Source organism: Phycicoccus endophyticus, from assembly GCF_011326735.1.
Classification (GTDB): Bacteria; Actinomycetota; Actinomycetes; order Actinomycetales; family Dermatophilaceae; genus Phycicoccus; species Phycicoccus endophyticus.
This window is the reverse complement of record NZ_JAANCN010000003.1, coordinates 231,940-249,032: the sequence shown is the minus strand read 5'-3', so window position 1 is coordinate 249,032 and position 17,093 is coordinate 231,940. Positions and strand designations below refer to the sequence as shown.

At 71.8% G+C, this 17,093-nt stretch carries 13 protein-coding genes and 1 pseudogene; all 14 read left to right on the top strand.

Going from position 1 to position 17,093, the window contains the following annotated elements; genetic code table 11:
* Positions 1–17: 17 nt before the first annotated feature.
* The gene (locus tag G8D98_RS05740; protein WP_166100207.1) at positions 18–617 is read left to right on the top strand and encodes a NuoB/complex I 20 kDa subunit family protein; all 600 of its coding nucleotides are present in this window, start codon (positions 18–20) and stop codon (positions 615–617) included.
* The gene (locus tag G8D98_RS05735; RefSeq protein WP_166100205.1) at positions 614–1,450 is read left to right on the top strand and encodes an NADH-quinone oxidoreductase subunit C; all 837 of its coding nucleotides are present in this window, start codon (positions 614–616) and stop codon (positions 1,448–1,450) included. Before G8D98_RS05740 ends, G8D98_RS05735 begins: the two co-directional genes overlap by 4 nt.
* A complete protein-coding gene (locus G8D98_RS05730) occupies positions 1,450–2,856 on the top strand; it encodes an NADH-quinone oxidoreductase subunit D (RefSeq protein ID WP_166100202.1) in 1,407 nt (468 codons plus the stop codon). The genes G8D98_RS05735 and G8D98_RS05730 overlap by 1 nt, the downstream gene beginning before the upstream one ends.
* Positions 2,856–3,710, top strand: a pseudogene (gene nuoE / locus G8D98_RS05725) (NADH-quinone oxidoreductase subunit NuoE); the annotation flags it as partial. The gene G8D98_RS05730 and the pseudogene nuoE, both read left to right, overlap by 1 nt.
* 332 nt (positions 3,711–4,042) lie before the next feature.
* A complete protein-coding gene (gene nuoF / locus G8D98_RS05720; RefSeq protein ID WP_166100199.1) occupies positions 4,043–5,368 on the top strand; it encodes an NADH-quinone oxidoreductase subunit NuoF in 1,326 nt (441 codons plus the stop codon).
* Complete coding sequence (locus G8D98_RS05715) at positions 5,365–7,839, top strand: NADH-quinone oxidoreductase subunit G (RefSeq protein WP_166100196.1); 2,475 nt, start codon at positions 5,365–5,367, stop codon at positions 7,837–7,839. Before nuoF ends, G8D98_RS05715 begins: the two co-directional genes overlap by 4 nt.
* The gene (gene nuoH, locus G8D98_RS05710) at positions 7,836–9,215 is read left to right on the top strand and encodes an NADH-quinone oxidoreductase subunit NuoH (protein ID WP_166100194.1); all 1,380 of its coding nucleotides are present in this window, start codon (positions 7,836–7,838) and stop codon (positions 9,213–9,215) included. The genes G8D98_RS05715 and nuoH overlap by 4 nt, the downstream gene beginning before the upstream one ends.
* Complete coding sequence (nuoI, locus tag G8D98_RS05705; protein ID WP_166100191.1) at positions 9,208–9,825, top strand: NADH-quinone oxidoreductase subunit NuoI; 618 nt, start codon at positions 9,208–9,210, stop codon at positions 9,823–9,825. The genes nuoH and nuoI overlap by 8 nt, the downstream gene beginning before the upstream one ends.
* Complete coding sequence (locus G8D98_RS05700; RefSeq protein ID WP_166100189.1) at positions 9,822–10,592, top strand: NADH-quinone oxidoreductase subunit J; 771 nt, start codon at positions 9,822–9,824, stop codon at positions 10,590–10,592. Before nuoI ends, G8D98_RS05700 begins: the two co-directional genes overlap by 4 nt.
* Positions 10,589–10,888, top strand: coding sequence for an NADH-quinone oxidoreductase subunit NuoK (gene nuoK, locus G8D98_RS05695; protein ID WP_166100186.1), 300 nt, complete (start codon positions 10,589–10,591; stop codon positions 10,886–10,888). Before G8D98_RS05700 ends, nuoK begins: the two co-directional genes overlap by 4 nt.
* A gap of 39 nt (positions 10,889–10,927) precedes the next feature.
* Entirely contained in the window at positions 10,928–12,841 is a 1,914-nt protein-coding gene (gene nuoL, locus G8D98_RS05690; RefSeq protein WP_166100332.1) for an NADH-quinone oxidoreductase subunit L, read from the top strand.
* A complete protein-coding gene (locus G8D98_RS05685) occupies positions 12,838–14,376 on the top strand; it encodes an NADH-quinone oxidoreductase subunit M (RefSeq protein ID WP_166100184.1) in 1,539 nt (512 codons plus the stop codon). Before nuoL ends, G8D98_RS05685 begins: the two co-directional genes overlap by 4 nt.
* 11 nt (positions 14,377–14,387) lie before the next feature.
* Positions 14,388–15,947 carry an NADH-quinone oxidoreductase subunit NuoN gene (nuoN, locus tag G8D98_RS05680; protein ID WP_229661814.1) on the top strand — a complete coding sequence of 520 codons (1,560 nt, stop codon included), beginning with the start codon at positions 14,388–14,390 and terminating at the stop codon, positions 15,945–15,947.
* The gene (locus G8D98_RS05675) at positions 15,944–16,972 is read left to right on the top strand and encodes a polyprenyl synthetase family protein (RefSeq protein ID WP_229661813.1); all 1,029 of its coding nucleotides are present in this window, start codon (positions 15,944–15,946) and stop codon (positions 16,970–16,972) included. Before nuoN ends, G8D98_RS05675 begins: the two co-directional genes overlap by 4 nt.
* The last annotated feature ends 121 nt before the right edge of the window (positions 16,973–17,093 follow it).

The window sequence follows — 17,093 nt, the reverse complement described above, 5'->3', positions numbered from 1 at the left end:
CCCGCCGAGGAGGCGTGATGGGACTCGAGGAGAAGCTGCCCGCCGGCTTCGCGCTCACGACGCTCGAGAGCGTCGTCGGCTACATGCGCAAGGCCTCGATCTGGCCGGCGACTTTCGGGCTCGCCTGCTGCGCCATCGAGATGATGGCCGTCGGCACCCCGGACTACGACATCGCCCGGTTCGGGATGGAGCGGTTCTCCGCGACGCCCCGGCAGGCGGACCTGATGATCGTCGCCGGCCGGGTCAGCCAGAAGATGGCCCCGGTCGTGCGCCAGGTCTACGACCAGATGCCCAACCCCAAGTGGGTCATCTCGATGGGCGTGTGCGCCTCCTCGGGCGGCATGTTCAACAACTACGCGATCGTCCAGGGGGTCGACCACGTGATCCCCGTCGACGTCTACCTGCCCGGCTGTCCGCCGCGGCCGGAGATGCTCCTCAACGCGATCATCGAGCTGCACGAGCAGATCCAGCACAGCAAGCTCGGCGTCAACCGGGTCGCCGCGGCACGCGCCGCCGAGCAGGCCGCGCTCCGGGCCGTCCCGACCTCGCAGATGCCCGCCACGCACGACCACCTCGCGCACCTCGCTGCGCCGGCCGGGAAGAACCTCCTCGGATGAGCGACGACGAGACCACCGACCCCAAGCACCTCGAGAGCGGCGAGGGGGCGCCGGTGCCCGACAAGGCCGCCGACACCCCGGCCACCCGCACCGACGACGACCCTCGCTCGGCCGACCTGGCCCAGCACACCGGCGGTGGCCGGGTACCCGAGCTGTCCGCCGCCGACGCCGAGCCGGTGCAGATCGGCGAGCGGCGTGGCATGTTCGGTGCCACCCGCGGCCAGGACACCACCGGCTACGGGGGGCTCGTCACCCCGACCCTGATGCCGGGCGCGAGCCCGCGCCCCTACGGCTCCTTCTTCGACGAGGTCGCCGACACCCTGGCGGTGGCGCTCGCCGACGGCACCGGCTACGAGAGCGCCGTCGAGCGGGTGGTCGTCGACCGCGGTGAGATGACCCTCTTCGTGCGCCGGGAGCACCTGCTCGAGGTCGCCCACGCGCTGCGCGACCACCCCGGCCTGCGCTTCGAGATGTGCCTGGGCGTCAGCGGGGTGCACTACCCCGGGGAGGCCGGTCGTGAGCTGCACGCCGCCTACCCGCTGCTGTCGATCACCCACGGCAGCCGGCGGATCCGGGTCGAGGTCACCTGCCCCGACAGCGACCCGCACATCCCCTCGGTCGTCGAGGTCTGGCCCGGCAACGACTGGCACGAGCGCGAGACCTGGGACATGTTCGGCATCGAGTTCGACGGTCACCCGGCGCTGACCCGCGTCCTCATGCCCGACGACTGGCCCGGCCACCCGCAGCGCAAGGACTACCCGCTCGGCGGCATCCCCGTCGAGTACAAGGGCGGCACCGTCCCGCCGCCGGACGAGCGGAGGGCGTACACCTGATGACGACCCAGGACGAGACGACCTACGACGACTCCGCGCCGAGCCCCGGCCTCGACCCGAGCCTGCCCGGCGCCGACCCCTACGGCGCGTCGGTCGACGACGACACCGAGGGCGCGCGTGTCTTCACCGCGTCCGGCGGTGACTGGAACGACCTCGTCGACGAGGCCACCGCCCTCCACGAGGAGCGGATCGTCGTCAACATGGGTCCGCAGCACCCGTCCACGCACGGCGTGCTCCGGCTCATCCTCGAGCTCGACGGCGAGACCGTCACCGAGGCGCGGGCCGGGGTCGGCTACCTGCACACCGGGATCGAGAAGACGATGGAGTTCCGGACGTGGACGCAGGGCGTGACGTTCTGCACCCGGATGGACTACCTCACCCCGATGTTCCAGGAGGCCGCGTACTGCCTGGCGGTCGAGCGGCTCCTCGGGGTCACCGACCGCATCCCCGAGCGGGCCTCGATCATCCGGGTGATGATGATGGAGCTCACCCGGGTCAGCTCCCACCTCATCGCCCTCGGCACCGGTGGCATGGAGATGGGCGCGACCACGGTGATGACCGTCGGCTTCCGTGAGCGCGAGCGCATCCTGCGGGTGTTCGAGGCGATCACCGGCCTGCGGATGAACAACGCCTACATCCGCCCCGGCGGTGTCGCGCAGGACGTCCCGCACGGCGCGGTCGACATGATCCGCGGCGTCGTCGGTGAGCTGCGCACGGGCATCGGCGAGCTCGAGAAGCTGCTCGTGGAGAACCCCCTCCTCAAGGGCCGCACCGTCGGCGTCGGGTACCTCGACCTCACCGGGTGCGTCGCCCTCGGTGTCACCGGCCCGATCCTGCGCTCCACCGGCCTGCCGCACGACCTGCGCAAGTCGGCGCCGTACTGCGGCTACGAGACCTACGACTTCGAGGTCGTCACCCGCACCAGCTGCGACGCCTACGACCGGCTGCGGATCCGGATCGACGAGATGTACGAGTCGCTGAAGATCGTCGAGCAGTGCCTCGACCGGCTGCAGCGCACCGAGGGGCAGCCGGTCATGGTCGAGGACAAGAAGATCGCCTGGCCGGCCCAGCTGGCCATCGGCGGCGACGGCCAGGGCAACAGCCTCGACCACATCCGCGAGATCATGGGCACCTCGATGGAGGCCCTCATCCACCACTTCAAGCTCGTCACCGAGGGCTTCCGGGTGCCCCCGGGGCAGGCGTACGTCGCCGTGGAGTCGGCCAAGGGCGAGCTCGGCTGCCACGCCGTCTCCGACGGGGGCACCCGCCCCTACCGGGCACACTTCCGCGACCCGAGCTTCAACAACCTCCAGGCCGTGGCCGCGATGTGCGAGGGCGGCCAGGTCGCCGACGTCATCGTCGCCGTGGCCTCCATCGACCCCGTCATGGGAGGTGTCGACCGCTGATGACCGACGACTTCGGTCTGCAGTCCGCTTCCGGTCACCTCACGGTGCCCGAGGAGTCCAAGCAGCCCTACCCCGCCGACGTCGAGGCGACCTTCCGCGCCGACGCCGCGCAGGTGATCGCGCGCTACCCGCACAAGCGCTCGGCGCTGCTCCCGCTGCTCCACCTCGTGCAGTCCGTCGACGGCTACGTCACCGGCCGCGGCATCGACCTGTGCGCCGAGCTGCTCGACCTGACCACCGCCGAGGTCTCCGGCGTCGCGACCTTCTACACCCAGTACAAGCGCCACCCCAACGGCGAGTACACGGTCGGGGTCTGCACGAACACGCTGTGCGCGATCATGGGCGGCGACGAGATCTGGGAGTCGGTCTCCGAGCACCTGGGCGTCGGCCACGACGAGACGACCGACGACGGCAAGATCACCCTCGAGCGGGTCGAGTGCAACGCGGCGTGCGACTACGCCCCGGTCGTCATGGCCAACTGGGAGTTCTTCGACAACCAGACCCCGGAGTCGACCAGGCAGCTCGTCGACGACCTGCGCGAGGGCCGTGAGGTCCGCCCGACCCGCGGCCCGAACCGCGTCTGCACCTTCAAGCAGGTCAGCCGCACCCTCGCCGGCTTCGGTGACGGCCTGGCCGACGAGGGCGTCGGTGCCGGGCCGGCGTCGCTCGCCGGGCTCGAGCTGGCGCGGCGCAACGGCTGGACCGCCCCGGAGGGTGAGGGCGCGCGCTCGGGCTCGGCGCCGAGCGCCGACGCCCCGGGCAGCACCGAGGTCACCCCGGGCCACGACGAGGCCCAGGCCGACAAGGCCGAGCCGGCCGCCGAGCGGGACGAGTCCGACGACGCGCCGGGGGAGAAGCACGAGTCCGACGCCGGCAGCAAGTCCCCGACGGGCGGGACGCCCAAGAGCGAGCCGGCCGCCGGGCCCCCGGTGGTCTCCACCGGCGACGGCGTCTCCGGTGTCGCGCGCCAGGCCGAGGGCCGCGCCGACACCGTCGACGTCGCCCCGACCCAGGAGGCCGACCCCGCGAGCGCGCAGGGGCGGGCGAGCAACGTCTCGGCGCAGAGCGCCAACGTGCCGGTCGGCCACGACGCCTCCCCCGAGGCCACCCTCTTCGACGCCGACGACCCCGCGGACGGCGACGCCGCCGACGACCCCGACGACCCCCGTGACGGGAAGGGCCAGCGATGACGACGCTCACCCCCATCCTCACCCGGACCTGGGACCACCCACGCTCCTGGACCCTCCAGGCCTACCGGGAGGCCGGCGGCTACCGGGCGCTGGACAAGGCCCTCGGCATGGAGGCCGGCGAGATCCTCACCATGGTCAAGGACGCCTCGCTGCGTGGCCGTGGGGGCGCGGGCTTCCCGACCGGGCTGAAGTGGTCCTTCATGGCCCCGCCGGACGGCGGGCCCCGCTACCTCGTCGTCAACGCCGACGAGTCCGAGCCGGGCACGTGCAAGGACATCCCGCTGATGATGGCCAACCCGCACGCTCTCATCGAGGGTGTCGTCATCTCCTCGTACGCCATCGGCTGCGAGCACGCGTTCATCTACCTGCGCGGCGAGGTCGTCCACGTCTACCGCCGGCTGCTGCAGGCGGTCGAGGAGGCCCGCGCGGCCGGGCTGCTCGGCGACGACATCGGCGGCTCGGGGGTCACGGTCGACATCACCGTGCACGCCGGGGCCGGCGCCTACATCTGCGGCGAGGAGACCGCGCTGCTGGACAGCCTCGAGGGGCGACGTGGCCAGCCGCGCAGCAAGCCGCCGTTCCCCGGTGCGGCCGGCCTCTACGCCCGCCCCACCTCGGTGAACAACGTCGAGTCCATCGCCTCGGTCCCCGGCATCGTCCTCGAGGGCGTCGACTGGTTCACCGGGATGGGCACCGAGAAGTCCGCCGGCTTCGGCATCTTCAGCCTCTCCGGCCACGTCCGCACCCCCGGCCAGTACGAGGCCCCGCTCGGCATCACGATGCGCGAGCTGGTCGACATGGCCGGCGGGATGCGCGACCCGGACAAGGAGCTGAAGTTCTGGACACCGGGCGGGTCCTCGACGCCGATCTTCACCGCCGAGCACCTCGACGTGCCGCTCGACTTCGAGTCGGTCGCGGCAGCGGGGTCGATGCTCGGCACCCGTGCCCTGCAGGTCTTCGACGAGACGGTGTGCGTCGTGCGGGCGGTCGACCGGTGGACCGAGTTCTACAAGCACGAGTCCTGCGGCAAGTGCACGCCGTGCCGCGAGGGCACCTGGTGGCTCAAGCAGATCCTCGGCCGGCTCGAGCGGGGCGAGGGGTCCGAGGAGGACCTCGACAAGCTGCTCGACATCAGCGACAACATCCTCGGGCGCAGCTTCTGCGCGCTCGGTGACGGCGCGACGAGCCCGATCACGAGCTCGATCCAGTACTTCCGCGACGAGTACGTCGCCCACCTGACCCACGGCGGCTGCCCCTTCGACCCGGCCGCGTCGACGCTGTGGGCCAAGGACGGCGGCACGAAGGAGACCGTCTCCGCATGACTGCCACGCCCGAGATCCAGGCCCCGGTCGAGCTCGTCACGCTGACCATCGACGACGTCGAGGTGTCGGTGCCCAAGGGCACCCTGATCATCCGCGCCGCCGAGCAGGCCGGGATCGACATCCCGCGGTTCTGCGACCACCCGGGCCTGGACCCGGTGGGTGCCTGCCGCCAGTGCCTCGTCGAGGTGTGGATGCCCGGGCGCCCCGGCCCCGACGGCACCCCCGGCGAGCCGACCCAGATGCAGGGCCCGCCCGGCCGGATGAAGCCGCAGGCCTCGTGCACGATGACCGTCGCCCCGGGGATGGTCGTCAAGACGCAGTACACGTCCGAGGGCGCCGCCAAGGCGCAGAAGGGCGTCATGGAGCTGCTGCTCATCAACCACCCGCTCGACTGCCCGGTCTGCGACAAGGGCGGCGAGTGCCCGCTGCAGAACCAGGCGCTGAGCAACGGGCGCGGCGGCTCGCGCTTCGAGGACGTCAAGCGCACCTACCCCAAGCCGGTCAAGATCAGCAGCCAGGTCCTCCTCGACCGCGAGCGCTGCGTCCTGTGCGCCCGGTGCACCCGCTTCTCCGAGCAGGTCGCCGGCGACCCGTTCATCGCCCTCGTCGAGCGCGGGGCGCTGCAGCAGGTCGGCATCTACGAGGAGAAGCCGTTCGAGTCCTACTTCTCCGGCAACACCGTCCAGATCTGCCCGGTCGGGGCGCTCACCGGCGCCGCCTACCGCTTCCGCTCGCGCCCGTTCGACCTGGTCTCCACCCCGAGCGTCTGCGAGCACTGCGCCAGCGGCTGCTCCCAGCGCACCGACCACCGGCGCGGCACCGTGCTGCGCCGGATGGCCCAGGCCGACCCCGCGGTCAACGAGGAGTGGAACTGCGACAAGGGGCGGTGGGCGTTCGCCTACACCCAGGTCGGTGACCGTCTCGAGCTGCCGATGGTGCGCGACGACGACGGCGAGCTGCGGGTCGCCTCGTGGCCCGAGGCCCTCTCCCGTGCGGCCGCCGGGCTGCGCTCGAGCGCGGCCGGCGTGCTCGTCGGCGGACGGGTCAGCGCCGAGGACGCCTACGCGTACGGCAAGTTCGCCCGCACCGTCCTCGGTACCAACGACGTCGACTTCCGCGCCCGGCCGCACTCGGCCGAGGAGGCCGACTTCCTCGCCTCGAGCGTCGTCGGGACCGGCCCCCAGGGCGGCGGCGTGACCTACGCCGACCTCCAGGGCGCCTCGAGCGTCCTGCTCGTCGGCCTCGAGCCCGAGGACGAGAGCCCGATCGTCTTCCTGCGGCTGCGCAAGGCCTACCGACGGTCCAAGACGCGCGTCTTCGCCGTGTCGCCGGTCGCCACCCGCGGCCTGGCCAAGATGGGCGGCACGCTCATCCCGACCGCCCCGGGCACCGAGCCCGAGATCCTGGCCGCCCTCGGCTCCGGCTCCGGCTCCGAGGTCGTCACCGAGGCGGCGCAGGCCCTGCGCGACGGCGGCGTCATCCTCGTCGGTGAGCGCCTGGCCATGGTCCCGGGCGCGCTGAGCGCCGCCCTGGCCCTCGCCGAGTCCACCGGTGCCCGCCTGGCGTGGGTGCCGCGACGGGCCGGTGAGCGCGGCGCCCTCGAGGCCGGCGCCCTGCCGACCCTGCTGCCCGGTGGCCGCCCGGCCGCCGACCCGCAGGCCCGCGCGGAGGTCGCCGCCGCGTGGCAGGTCGACTCGCTGCCGACGACCCCCGGCCGCGACACCGCCGGGATGCTCGCCGCGGCCGCCTCCGGCGAGCTCGGCGCGCTCGTCGTCGCCGGCGTCGACCCGGCCGACCTCGGCATCGAGGACGCCATGGCGGCACTCGCCGCGCCGTTCGTCGTCTCGTTCGAGATCCGGCGCTCGGCCGTCACCGAGGTCGCCGACGTCGTCCTGCCGGTCGCCGCGCACGCCGAGAAGGGCGGCTCGTTCCTCGACTGGGAGGGGCGCGTGCGTCCCTTCGAGGCGGCGCTCGAGACCTCCTACGTCAGCGACTACCGCGCCGTCGAGATGCTCGCCGACGAGATGGGCGTCTTCCTCGGCACCCGCACGCTGCGCGAGGTCCGCGCGGAGATGCAGCAGCTCGGCCCGTGGTCGGGCGCGCGCGCCGCGGCTCCGAGCGCCGAGCCGGGCGACGTGCCCGAGCTCACCGAGGGGACCCTGGTCCTGGCGACCTGGCGGCACCTGCTCGACCGGGGCAGCCTCCAGGACGGCGAACCGTTCCTCGCCGGGACCGCCCCGGCGCCGGTGGCCCGGCTCTCCGGGCCGACCGCCTCCGCCCTCGGGGTGGCCGACGGCGACCTGCTCACGGTCCGGGCCGCGCAGACCACCGTCACCGCGCCCGTCCTGGTCAGCGAGATGGCCGACCACGTCGTCTGGCTGCCGACGAACTCGCAGGGCTGTGACCTGCGGGCCACCCTCGCGGGCGCACCCGGTGCGCTCGTCACCGTCACCAAGGAGGGTGCGGCATGAGCACCGTCAGCGCGCTGCCCGACCTCGCGGCACTCCTCGCCGCGGGAACCGACAACCCGCGGGCCGACTTCAGCGACACCCCGGTCTGGCTCAGCCTCGTCAAGGCCGCCATCATCTTCGTCTACCTGCTCATCTCGACGCTCATCGTCATCTGGTTCGAGCGCCGGGTCATCGGCCGGATGCAGCAGCGCCCGGGCCCGAACCGCAACGGGCCGTTCGGCCTGCTGCAGACCCTCGCCGACGGCATGAAGTCGATGCTCAAGGAGGACGTGCGGCCCAAGGCCGCCGACGCGTTCGTCTTCACCCTCGCGCCGCTGATCACCGCGACGATGTGCTTCGTCTCGTTCTCGATCATGCCGCTCGCCGGCGAGGTGTCGATGTTCGGCCACCGCACCCCGTTCCAGCTGACCGACACCCCCGTCGCGGTGCTCCTCGTGCTCGCCGTCGCCGGCGTCGGCATCTACGGCGTCGTCCTCGCCGGGTGGTCCTCGGGCTCGACCTACCCGCTCATGGGTGGGCTGCGCTCCTCGGCCCAGATGATCTCCTACGAGATCGCGATGGGGCTCTCGCTCGTCGCGGTCTTCCTCTACGCCGGCTCGATGTCGACCTCGCAGATCGTGGGCGCCCAGCAGGACCTCTGGTTCGTCATCCCCGCCTTCTTCAGCTTCTTCGTCTACGTCATCACGATGGTCGGCGAGACCAACCGCCTCCCGTTCGACCTCGCCGAGGGCGAGGGCGAGCTCACCGGTGGCTTCCACACCGAGTACGGCGCCATGCGCTTCGCGATGTTCTTCCTCGGGGAGTACATCAACATGTTCAGCGTCGCCGCCCTCGCCACGACGATGTTCCTCGGCGGGTACCAGGCTCCTCCCGGCATCGCCGCGATCGGCGACGGCATGTTCAACGAGGGCTGGTGGGGCATCCTCTGGTTCACCGTCAAGCTGTGGATGTTCATGTTCGTCTTCGTGTGGCTGCGCGGCTCGCTGCCCCGGGTGCGCTACGACCAGTTCATGCGCTTCGGCTGGAAGTTCCTCATCCCCTCGACCTTGGCCTGGGTCGTGCTCGTCGCCTTCTTCCGCGCCGCGCGCAACGGCTGGCTCGGGGGGACCGTCGACGTCGCCGGTCGCAGCTTCCCGGCCATCTCGCTCGCCCTCGTCGGGATCATCGCCGTCGGCGCCCTCGTGGCCGGGTGGATGTGGGACACCCGGGCCGAGCGTCGCGAGGCGGCCGCTCGCGCCGGCGCCCCGGACGAGGTCGACCCGTACGCCGGTGGCCACCCGGTGCCCCCGCTGCCCGGCCAGCGGCTGCGCGAGCCCTCGCTCGCCGCCCCCGCCCTGTCCTCGACCGCCGAGACCAAGGAGGCCTCCCGTGGCTGACGAGCAGAGGAGCTCCGGCTTCCTCTCCGACCTGTTCGCCCCGGTCGCCGGCTTCGGGGTCACCTTCTCGACGATGTTCCGCAAGGTCATCACCGAGGAGTACCCGGAGGAGAAGCGCCCGACCCAGCCGCGCTTCCACGGCCGCCACCAGCTCAACCGTCACCCCGACGGCCTGGAGAAGTGCGTCGGCTGCGAGCTGTGCGCCTGGGCGTGCCCGGCCGACGCGATCATGGTCGAGGGCGCGGACAACGACGACTCCGAGGGCGGGACCGGCCGGTTCAGCCCGGGAGAGCGGTTCGGGCGCGTCTACCAGATCAACTACCTGCGGTGCATCTTCTGCGGCCTGTGCATCGAGGCCTGCCCGACGCGCGCGCTGACGATGACCAACATCTACGAGCTCGCCGACGACAACCGCGCCGACCTGATCTACACCAAGGAGCAGCTGCTCGCGCCGCTGCAGCCCGGGATGCTGCGACCCCCCTTCCCCATGGCCGACGGCATGGAGGAGCGCGACTACTACCTCGGGAAGGTGACCGAGGCGACCGACAGCCAGCGCGAGTACGTCGCCGCGCGCACCCGCACCGAGGACGACGCGGAGGTGACCTCGTGACCGGCACCGGTGAGGAGGTGATGTTCTGGATCCTCGGCCCGCTGGCCGTGGTCGGCGCGCTCGGGCTCGTCTTCGCCCGCAAGGCGGTCCACGCCGCGCTCGGGATGGCGATGACGATGATCATCCTCGGCGTGTTCTACATCGCCCAGGACGCCGAGTTCCTCGGGGTCATCCAGATCTTCGTCTACACCGGCGCCGTGATCATGCTCTTCCTCTTCGTGCTCATGCTCGTCGGGGTGGACTCCAGCGACAGCCTCGTCGAGACCCTGCCCGGTCAGCGCTGGGCGACCCTCGTGCTCGTCCTCGGCCTCGGCGGCCTCCTCGGCTTCTCGGTCGGGCACGTCGCCTGGGGCGACCCGGTCGGGGTGGCCTCGGTCAACGCCGACACCGGGAACGTCTCCGGCGTGGCCCAGCTGATCTTCGGGCGCTACGTGTGGGTCTTCGAGATCACCAGCGCCCTGCTCATCACCGCGGCCCTCGGCGCGATGGTCCTCGCCCACCGGGAGCGTCTCGGGAAGGGCCCGGACCAGAAGGAGTGGAGCACGCGGCGGTTCAAGGAGGGGCGCTACCTCGCGGGCCTGCCCGCCCCCGGCGTCTACGCGCGGCACAACGCCGTCGACACCCCGGCCCTCCTGCCCGACGGCACGCCCTCGCAGCTGTCGGTCTCCCGGGTCCTCACCGCCCGCGAGCAGAACGTCTCCCCCGAGCTGTGGGTCGAGGGCGAGCGCGAGATCGAGCACGACGTCACCGAGGGGAGCGAGCGATGAGCCTCGTCAACTACGTCTACCTGGCGACGATCCTCTTCGCGATCGGCGGCGCGACGGTGCTCACCCGCCGCAACGCGATCATCGTCTTCATGGGCGTGGAGCTGATGCTCAACGCGGCGAACCTCGTCTTCGTGACGTTCGCGCGGATGCACGGCACGCTCGACGGCCAGGTCCTCGCCCTCTTCGTCATGGTCGTCGCCGCCGCCGAGGTCGTGGTCGGCCTCGCGATCATCATGGCGATCTTCCGGTCCCGCCGCTCGGCCTCGGTCGACGACGCGAACCTGCTGAAGCTGTAAGGAGCGAACGTGCACTCACTGATCACCGAGGGCGACGCGATGACCGCGGGCGCCGCGACCGGCGCCGCGTCGGTCGCGTGGCTGCTCGTCGCGCTGCCCCTGCTCGGTGCCGCCATCCTCCTGCTCGGCGGGCGGCGGACCGACCGGTTCGGCCCGGTCCTCGCGACCGGGCTGTCCTGGGGGAGCTTCGTCGTGGGCGCCGCCGTCCTCGTCCAGATGCTCGGCCAGGACGCCGGGGAGCGCGCGCACCACATCGCGCTGTGGAGCTGGGTGCCGGCAGGGTCCTTCGACCTCGACCTCGGGCTGCTCGTCGACCCGCTGTCGCTGGCGTTCGTCCTGCTCGTGACGTTCGTCGGCTCGCTCATCCACGTGTACTCGCTGGGGTACATGGAGCACGACCCCGACAAGCGGCGCTTCTTCGCCTACCTCAACCTGTTCGTCGCCTCGATGCTCCTGCTCGTGCTCGCCGACAGCTACCTGCTGCTCTTCGTCGGCTGGGAGGGCGTGGGCCTGGCCTCCTACCTGCTCATCGGGTTCTGGAACTGGAACCCCGCCTTCGCGGCCGCCGCGAACAAGGCCTTCTTCGTCAACCGGGTCGGCGACCTCGGGCTGTCCATCGCGATCATGACGATGTTCGTGTCCTTCGGCGGCGTCGACTACGCGACGGTCAACGAGGGCGTCGGCACCGCCGGCCAGGGCACGCTCGTGGCCATCGGCCTGCTCCTGCTCGTCGGAGCCACCGGCAAGTCCGCGCAGTTCCCCCTGCAGTCCTGGCTCGGCGACGCGATGGCCGGCCCGACCCCCGTCTCGGCGCTCATCCACGCGGCGACGATGGTCACCGCGGGCGTCTACCTCGTCGTGCGCTCGCACGTGGTCTACGACGCCGCGCCGGACGCCGCGCTCGCCGTCGCCATCGTCGGGGCGATCACCCTGCTGTTCGGGGCGATCGTCGGCTGCGCCAAGGACGACATCAAGAAGGCGCTCGCGGCCTCGACGATGAGCCAGATCGGGTACATGATGCTCGCCGCCGGGCTCGGTCCGGTCGGGTACGCCTTCGCGATCTTCCACCTGCTCACCCACGGCTTCTTCAAGGCCGGGATGTTCCTCGGCGCCGGCTCGGTCATGCACGGCATGGACGACCAGGTCAACATGCGCCGCTTCGGCGGGCTGTCCACGGCGATGCGGGTCACCTGGGCCACCTTCGGCCTGGGCTACCTCGCGATCATCGGCTTCCCGTTCCTGTCCGGCTACTGGTCCAAGGACGCCATCATCGAGGCCGCCTTCGTCGGCGACGGCTGGCGCCCGTGGGTCCTCGGCGGGGCGGCGATGCTCGGTGCCGGGGTCACCGCGTTCTACATGTCGCGGCTGTTCTTCATGACCTTCCACGGCGAGCGGCGCTGGACCGAGGAGGTCCACCCGCACGAGTCGCCGCTCGTGATGACCGTGCCGATGATGGTGCTCGCGCTGGGCTCCGGGCTGCTCGGTCTCCTGCTCGCCTGGCCGTTCTCGGACGAGAAGCCGATCGTCTCCTGGCTCGCGCCGGTCGTCGGCGAGCACGCCGAGGAGCACCCGGTGCTGCCGGTGTGGGTCATCACGGTCACCACCCTCGTCCTCGTCGCGGCCGGCGCCTTCCTCGCCTGGCAGCGGTACTGGCGGGAGGAGGTGCCGGAGGTCGCGCCCCGCGCCTCGGCGCTCACCCGGGCCGCGCGGGTGGACCTCTACCAGGACGCCGTCAACGAGGGCCTGTTCATGCGCCCGGGCGTCCACCTGACCCGCTCGCTCGTCTTCGCCGACGCCAAGGGGGTCGACGGCGCCGCGGGCGGCCTGGCCGCTCTCGTCGGCGGGGTGTCCTCGAGGCTGCGTCGCCTCCAGAACGGCTACGCACGCTCCTATGCCCTGACGATGCTCACCGGCGTCGTCGCCGTCCTCGGTGCTCTGTGGGTGATCCAGTGAACTCCCTGCCCCTGCTCACGCTCATGATGGTCGTGCCGGTCCTCGGCGCGCTCGTCGTCGCGGTGCTGCCCGCGGGGTCGGCCCGGCTGGCCCGCCCGGTGGCGCTCGGGGCCTCGCTGCTCACCCTCGCGCTCGCGGTCGCGGCCTGGGTCGCCTTCGACACCGGCAGCGACGCGGTGTTCCAGCTCACCGAGACCCACTCGTGGATCCCGCAGTTCGGGGTGTCCTACGGGCTCGGCGTCGACGGGATCGCCCTGGCGCTCATCGTCATGGCCGCCGTGCTCACGCCGGTGTGCCTCCTCGCGGCGTGGAACGACGTGCCGGCGCAGGAGACCGGCTCGCTCAAGCGCTACTTCGCCCTCATGCTCGTCCTCGAGGCGTTCATGGTCGGGGTCTTCGCCGCCACGGACGTCTTCCTCTTCTACGTCTTCTTCGAGGCGATGCTCATCCCGGTCTACTTCCTCATCGGGCTCTACGGTGGCCCGCAGCGGCAGTACGCGGCGATGAAGTTCCTCCTGTTCAGCCTGGCCGGCGGGCTCGTCATGCTCGTGTCGGTCATCGCGGTGTACTTCGCCGGCCCCGGTGGCTCGGACGGCTTCCTCGTGCAGAACCTCATGGGCAACCTCGACGGCTCGACGGGCGCGCTGCGCTGGATGTTCGTCGGCTTCTTCGTCGCCTTCGCCGTCAAGGCCCCGATGTGGCCGGTCCACACCTGGCTGCCGGACGCCGCGACCGAGTCCCGCCCGGCGACCGCGGTGCTGCTCGTCGGGGTGCTGGACAAGGTCGGGACCTACGGGATGATCCGGTTCTGCCTCCAGCTCTTCCCCGAGGCCTCGCACTGGGCGACGCCGGTCGTCATCACCCTCGCCGTGGTCTCCGTCGTCTACGGCGCGCTGCTCGCCATCGGCCAGACCGACATGATGCGGCTCATCGCGTTCACCTCGGTGAGCCACTTCGGGTTCATCGTCCTCGGCATCTTCGCGATGACGAGCGTCGGCGGTGCGGGCTCGACCCTGTACATGGTCAACCACGGGTTCTCCACAGCGGGCCTCTTCCTCGTCGCGGGCTTCCTCGTGGCCCGCCACGGCAGCAAGCGCATCCCGGACTACGGCGGCTGGCAGCGGGTCACCCCGGTGCTCGCCGGCACCTTCCTCGTCGCCGGCCTGTCCTCGCTCGCCCTGCCCGGGCTCTCCTCGTTCGTCTCGGAGTTCCTCGTCCTGCAGGGCACGTTCATGCGCTACAAGGTGGCCGCCGTCATCGCCGCGCTCGGCATCGTCCTGGCGGCCCTCTACGTCCTGCTCATGTACCAGCGGGTCATGACCGGGCCCAAGCCCGCGTTCGTCGACGGCGAGTCGCCGCATGACCTCTCCGCGCGCGAGCGCTGGGTCGTGGCGCCGATCATCGTCTCCTTCCTCGTCCTCGGGGTCTTCCCCAAGCCGGTCCTCGACCTCGTCAACCCGGCCGTCGACAAGACGCTGCAGATCGTCGGCGTCACCGACCCGGCCCCGACCGAAGCCTCCGGGAGTGCCCAGTGATGCCCGCCCTGATGCCCGCCGCAGTGCCCGCCGCGTTCGAGGCGGTCACGGTCGACTACGTCGCCGTGCTGCCGATGCTCATCGTGGTCGGCGGCGCCCTGGTCGGCGTCCTCGTCGAGGCGTTCGCGCCCCGGGCCCACCGGCACACGATCCAGGTGTGGCTGACGCCGCTCACCCTCCTCGCGGCCCTGGTCAGCCTCGTGCTGTGGAGCCGCGAGCACCAGGCGGTCACCCTCGGCGGCTCGGTGGCCATCGACCCGGTCGCGCTCTTCCTCCAGGGCACCCTGCTCGGCCTCGCGGTCATCGGGGTGCTCGTCATGGCCGAGCGCTTCGGCGGGGTCGGCTCGGACGCCTTCACCCCGATGGGCGCCTCGACCCCCGGGTCGAGCCAGGAGGACGCGGCGACCCGTGCCGGGTACGCGACCTCCGAGGTCTTCCCGCTGAGCCTTTTCGCGGTGCTCGGGATGATGGTCTTCGTCGCGGCGAACGACCTGATCACCCTCTTCGTCGGCCTCGAGGTGCTCTCCCTGCCGCTGTACGTCATGACCGGCCTCGCCCGCCGGCGGCGGCTGCTCTCGCAGGAGGGTGCGCTGAAGTACTTCCTCCTCGGGGCCTTCTCCAGCGCGTTCTTCCTCTTCGGCGCGGCGCTGCTGTTCGGGTACGCCGGGTCCTCGGACCTGAAGGAGATCTCCCGGGCGATCACGACCAACTCCGGCGACCTCGACGGGCTGCTCCTGCCGGGCGTCGTGCTCACCCTCGTCGGCCTGCTCTTCAAGGTCGGCGCCGTGCCCTTCCACTCCTGGACCCCCGACGCCTACCAGGGCGCCCCGACCCCGGTCACCGGGTTCATGGCGGCGTGCACGAAGCTGGCCGCCTTCGGTGCCATCCTCCGGCTGACCTACGTCGGCATCGGCCCGGATCGCTGGGACTGGCAGTTCGGGGTCGTGGCGATCGCGATCCTCACGATGGTCGTCGGCGCCGTGCTCTCGGTGACCCAGACCGACGTCAAGCGCCTGCTCGCCTACTCCTCGGTCGCCCACGCCGGGTTCATCCTCGTCGGTGTCCTCGCCTTCTCGCAGGCCGCCATCGGCGGGGTGATGTTCTACCTGCTCGCCTACGGGGCCGCGACGATCGCCGCGTTCGCCATCGTCACGATGGTCCGCCAGGACGGCTCGGAGGCCTCCCACCTCTCGCAGTGGGCGGGCCTGGGCCGGCGCCACCCGGTGGTCGCCGGCGTCTTCGCCTTCCTCCTGCTCGCCTTCGCCGGCATCCCGCTCACCTCGGGGTTCACGGCGAAGTTCGCCGCCTTCGCCCCGGCCGTGCAGTCGGGGACGACGGGGGTCGTCATGGTGGTCGTCGGTGTGCTGGCCTCCGCGGTCACCGCGTTCGTCTACGTCCGGCTCATCGTCCTCATGTACTTCACCGACCCGGTGGAGGGGGTCGTGGCCCTCCAGCCGTCGGTGCCCTCGACCATCGCGATCACCCTCGGTGTCCTCGTGACGCTCGTCGCCGGCGTCGCGCCGGCCTGGATCCTCCAGCTCGCGGGTGACGCCTCGACCTTCCTCCTGTGAGCCGGGCAGCGAACGTGCCGGCACAGCAGGGGACGCCGTCGGTCCTCGCCCTCCCGGGGGCGAGCGACGGGCTGCGTGAGCGGCTCGTCGAGGGGCTGCGCCGGGTCGAGGACCTCATCGCCGAGCGGGTCGACCACGAGGACCCGTTCATCGCCGGCGCGAGCTCGCACCTGACGCTCGCCGGTGGCAAGCGCTTCCGGCCCCTGCTCACCCTCCTCGCGGCCGAGCTGGGTGCCGGCGCGAGCGAGGAGGTCGTCGCGGCGGCCGCGGGGGTCGAGCTGACGCACCTGGCCTCGCTCTACCACGACGACGTCATGGACGAGGCCGACGTGCGCCGCGGTGCCCCGTCGGCGAACGCGCGCTACGACAACTCGACCGCCATCCTCGTCGGGGACCTGCTCTTCGGGACGGCGTCGGACATCGTCGCCGACCTCGGCCCGGAGGCGGTCAAGATCCAGGCGCAGACCTTCGTGCGGCTGTGCGCCGGGCAGATCCGCGACGAGCGGCCCTGCCCGGAGGGGGAGGACCCCGTCGAGTACTACCTGCGGGTCCTCGAGGACAAGACCGGCGTGCTCATCGCGACCGCCGCCCGCTACGGGGCGATGTTCGCCGGCTGCCCGGCGCCCGTCGTGGAGACGATGCGCGAGTACGGCGAGCGGCTCGGCATGGCCTTCCAGCTCGCGGACGACCTCATCGACATCGCCTCGCAGGCCGACGAGACCGGCAAGACCCCCGGGACCGACCTGCGCGAGGGCAAGCGCACCCTCCCGGTGCTCCACGTGCTCGCCTCGAGCGACCCCGCGGACGGCCGGCTGCGCTCGCTGCTGCTCGGGGACCTCTCCGACGACGACCGTCTCGAGGAGACCCTCACCCTGCTGCGGGCCCACCCCGCGATGGAGCGGGCCCGGGAGCAGGCGCTCGAGGTGGCCGCCCGCGCCCAGGAGGTGCTCTCCACCCTGCCGGCCGGTGAGGCCCGCGAGGCGCTGCACGCCCTCGCCAGCGGCGTCGTCACCCGCGTCGGCTGACCGGCGCCCTCCCGCCGGGTGCCGCAGACCCCGAATTCGAGGGCGGAGCGCCCGATGCGGCCCGAGGGTTCTCCGGGACGCTGCACCCAGCTCCCGGGCCGCGCCCGGGTGGCGCACTAGG

What these genes read in the sequence shown, in the direction of transcription:
- nuoF (WP_166100199.1), top strand. Translation starts at nt 4,043, where the DNA reads ATGACGACGCTCACCCCCATCCTCACCCGGACCTGGGACCACCCACGC.
- G8D98_RS05730 (WP_166100202.1), top strand. Translation starts at nt 1,450, where the DNA reads ATGACGACCCAGGACGAGACGACCTACGACGACTCCGCGCCGAGCCCC.
- nuoH (WP_166100194.1), top strand. Translation starts at nt 7,836, where the DNA reads ATGAGCACCGTCAGCGCGCTGCCCGACCTCGCGGCACTCCTCGCCGCG.
- nuoL (WP_166100332.1), top strand. Translation starts at nt 10,928, where the DNA reads ATGACCGCGGGCGCCGCGACCGGCGCCGCGTCGGTCGCGTGGCTGCTC.
- G8D98_RS05740 (WP_166100207.1), top strand. Translation starts at nt 18, where the DNA reads ATGGGACTCGAGGAGAAGCTGCCCGCCGGCTTCGCGCTCACGACGCTC.
- nuoK (WP_166100186.1), top strand. Translation starts at nt 10,589, where the DNA reads ATGAGCCTCGTCAACTACGTCTACCTGGCGACGATCCTCTTCGCGATC.
- G8D98_RS05715 (WP_166100196.1), top strand. Translation starts at nt 5,365, where the DNA reads ATGACTGCCACGCCCGAGATCCAGGCCCCGGTCGAGCTCGTCACGCTG.
- G8D98_RS05735 (WP_166100205.1), top strand. Translation starts at nt 614, where the DNA reads ATGAGCGACGACGAGACCACCGACCCCAAGCACCTCGAGAGCGGCGAG.
- nuoN (WP_229661814.1), top strand. Translation starts at nt 14,388, where the DNA reads ATGCCCGCCGCAGTGCCCGCCGCGTTCGAGGCGGTCACGGTCGACTAC.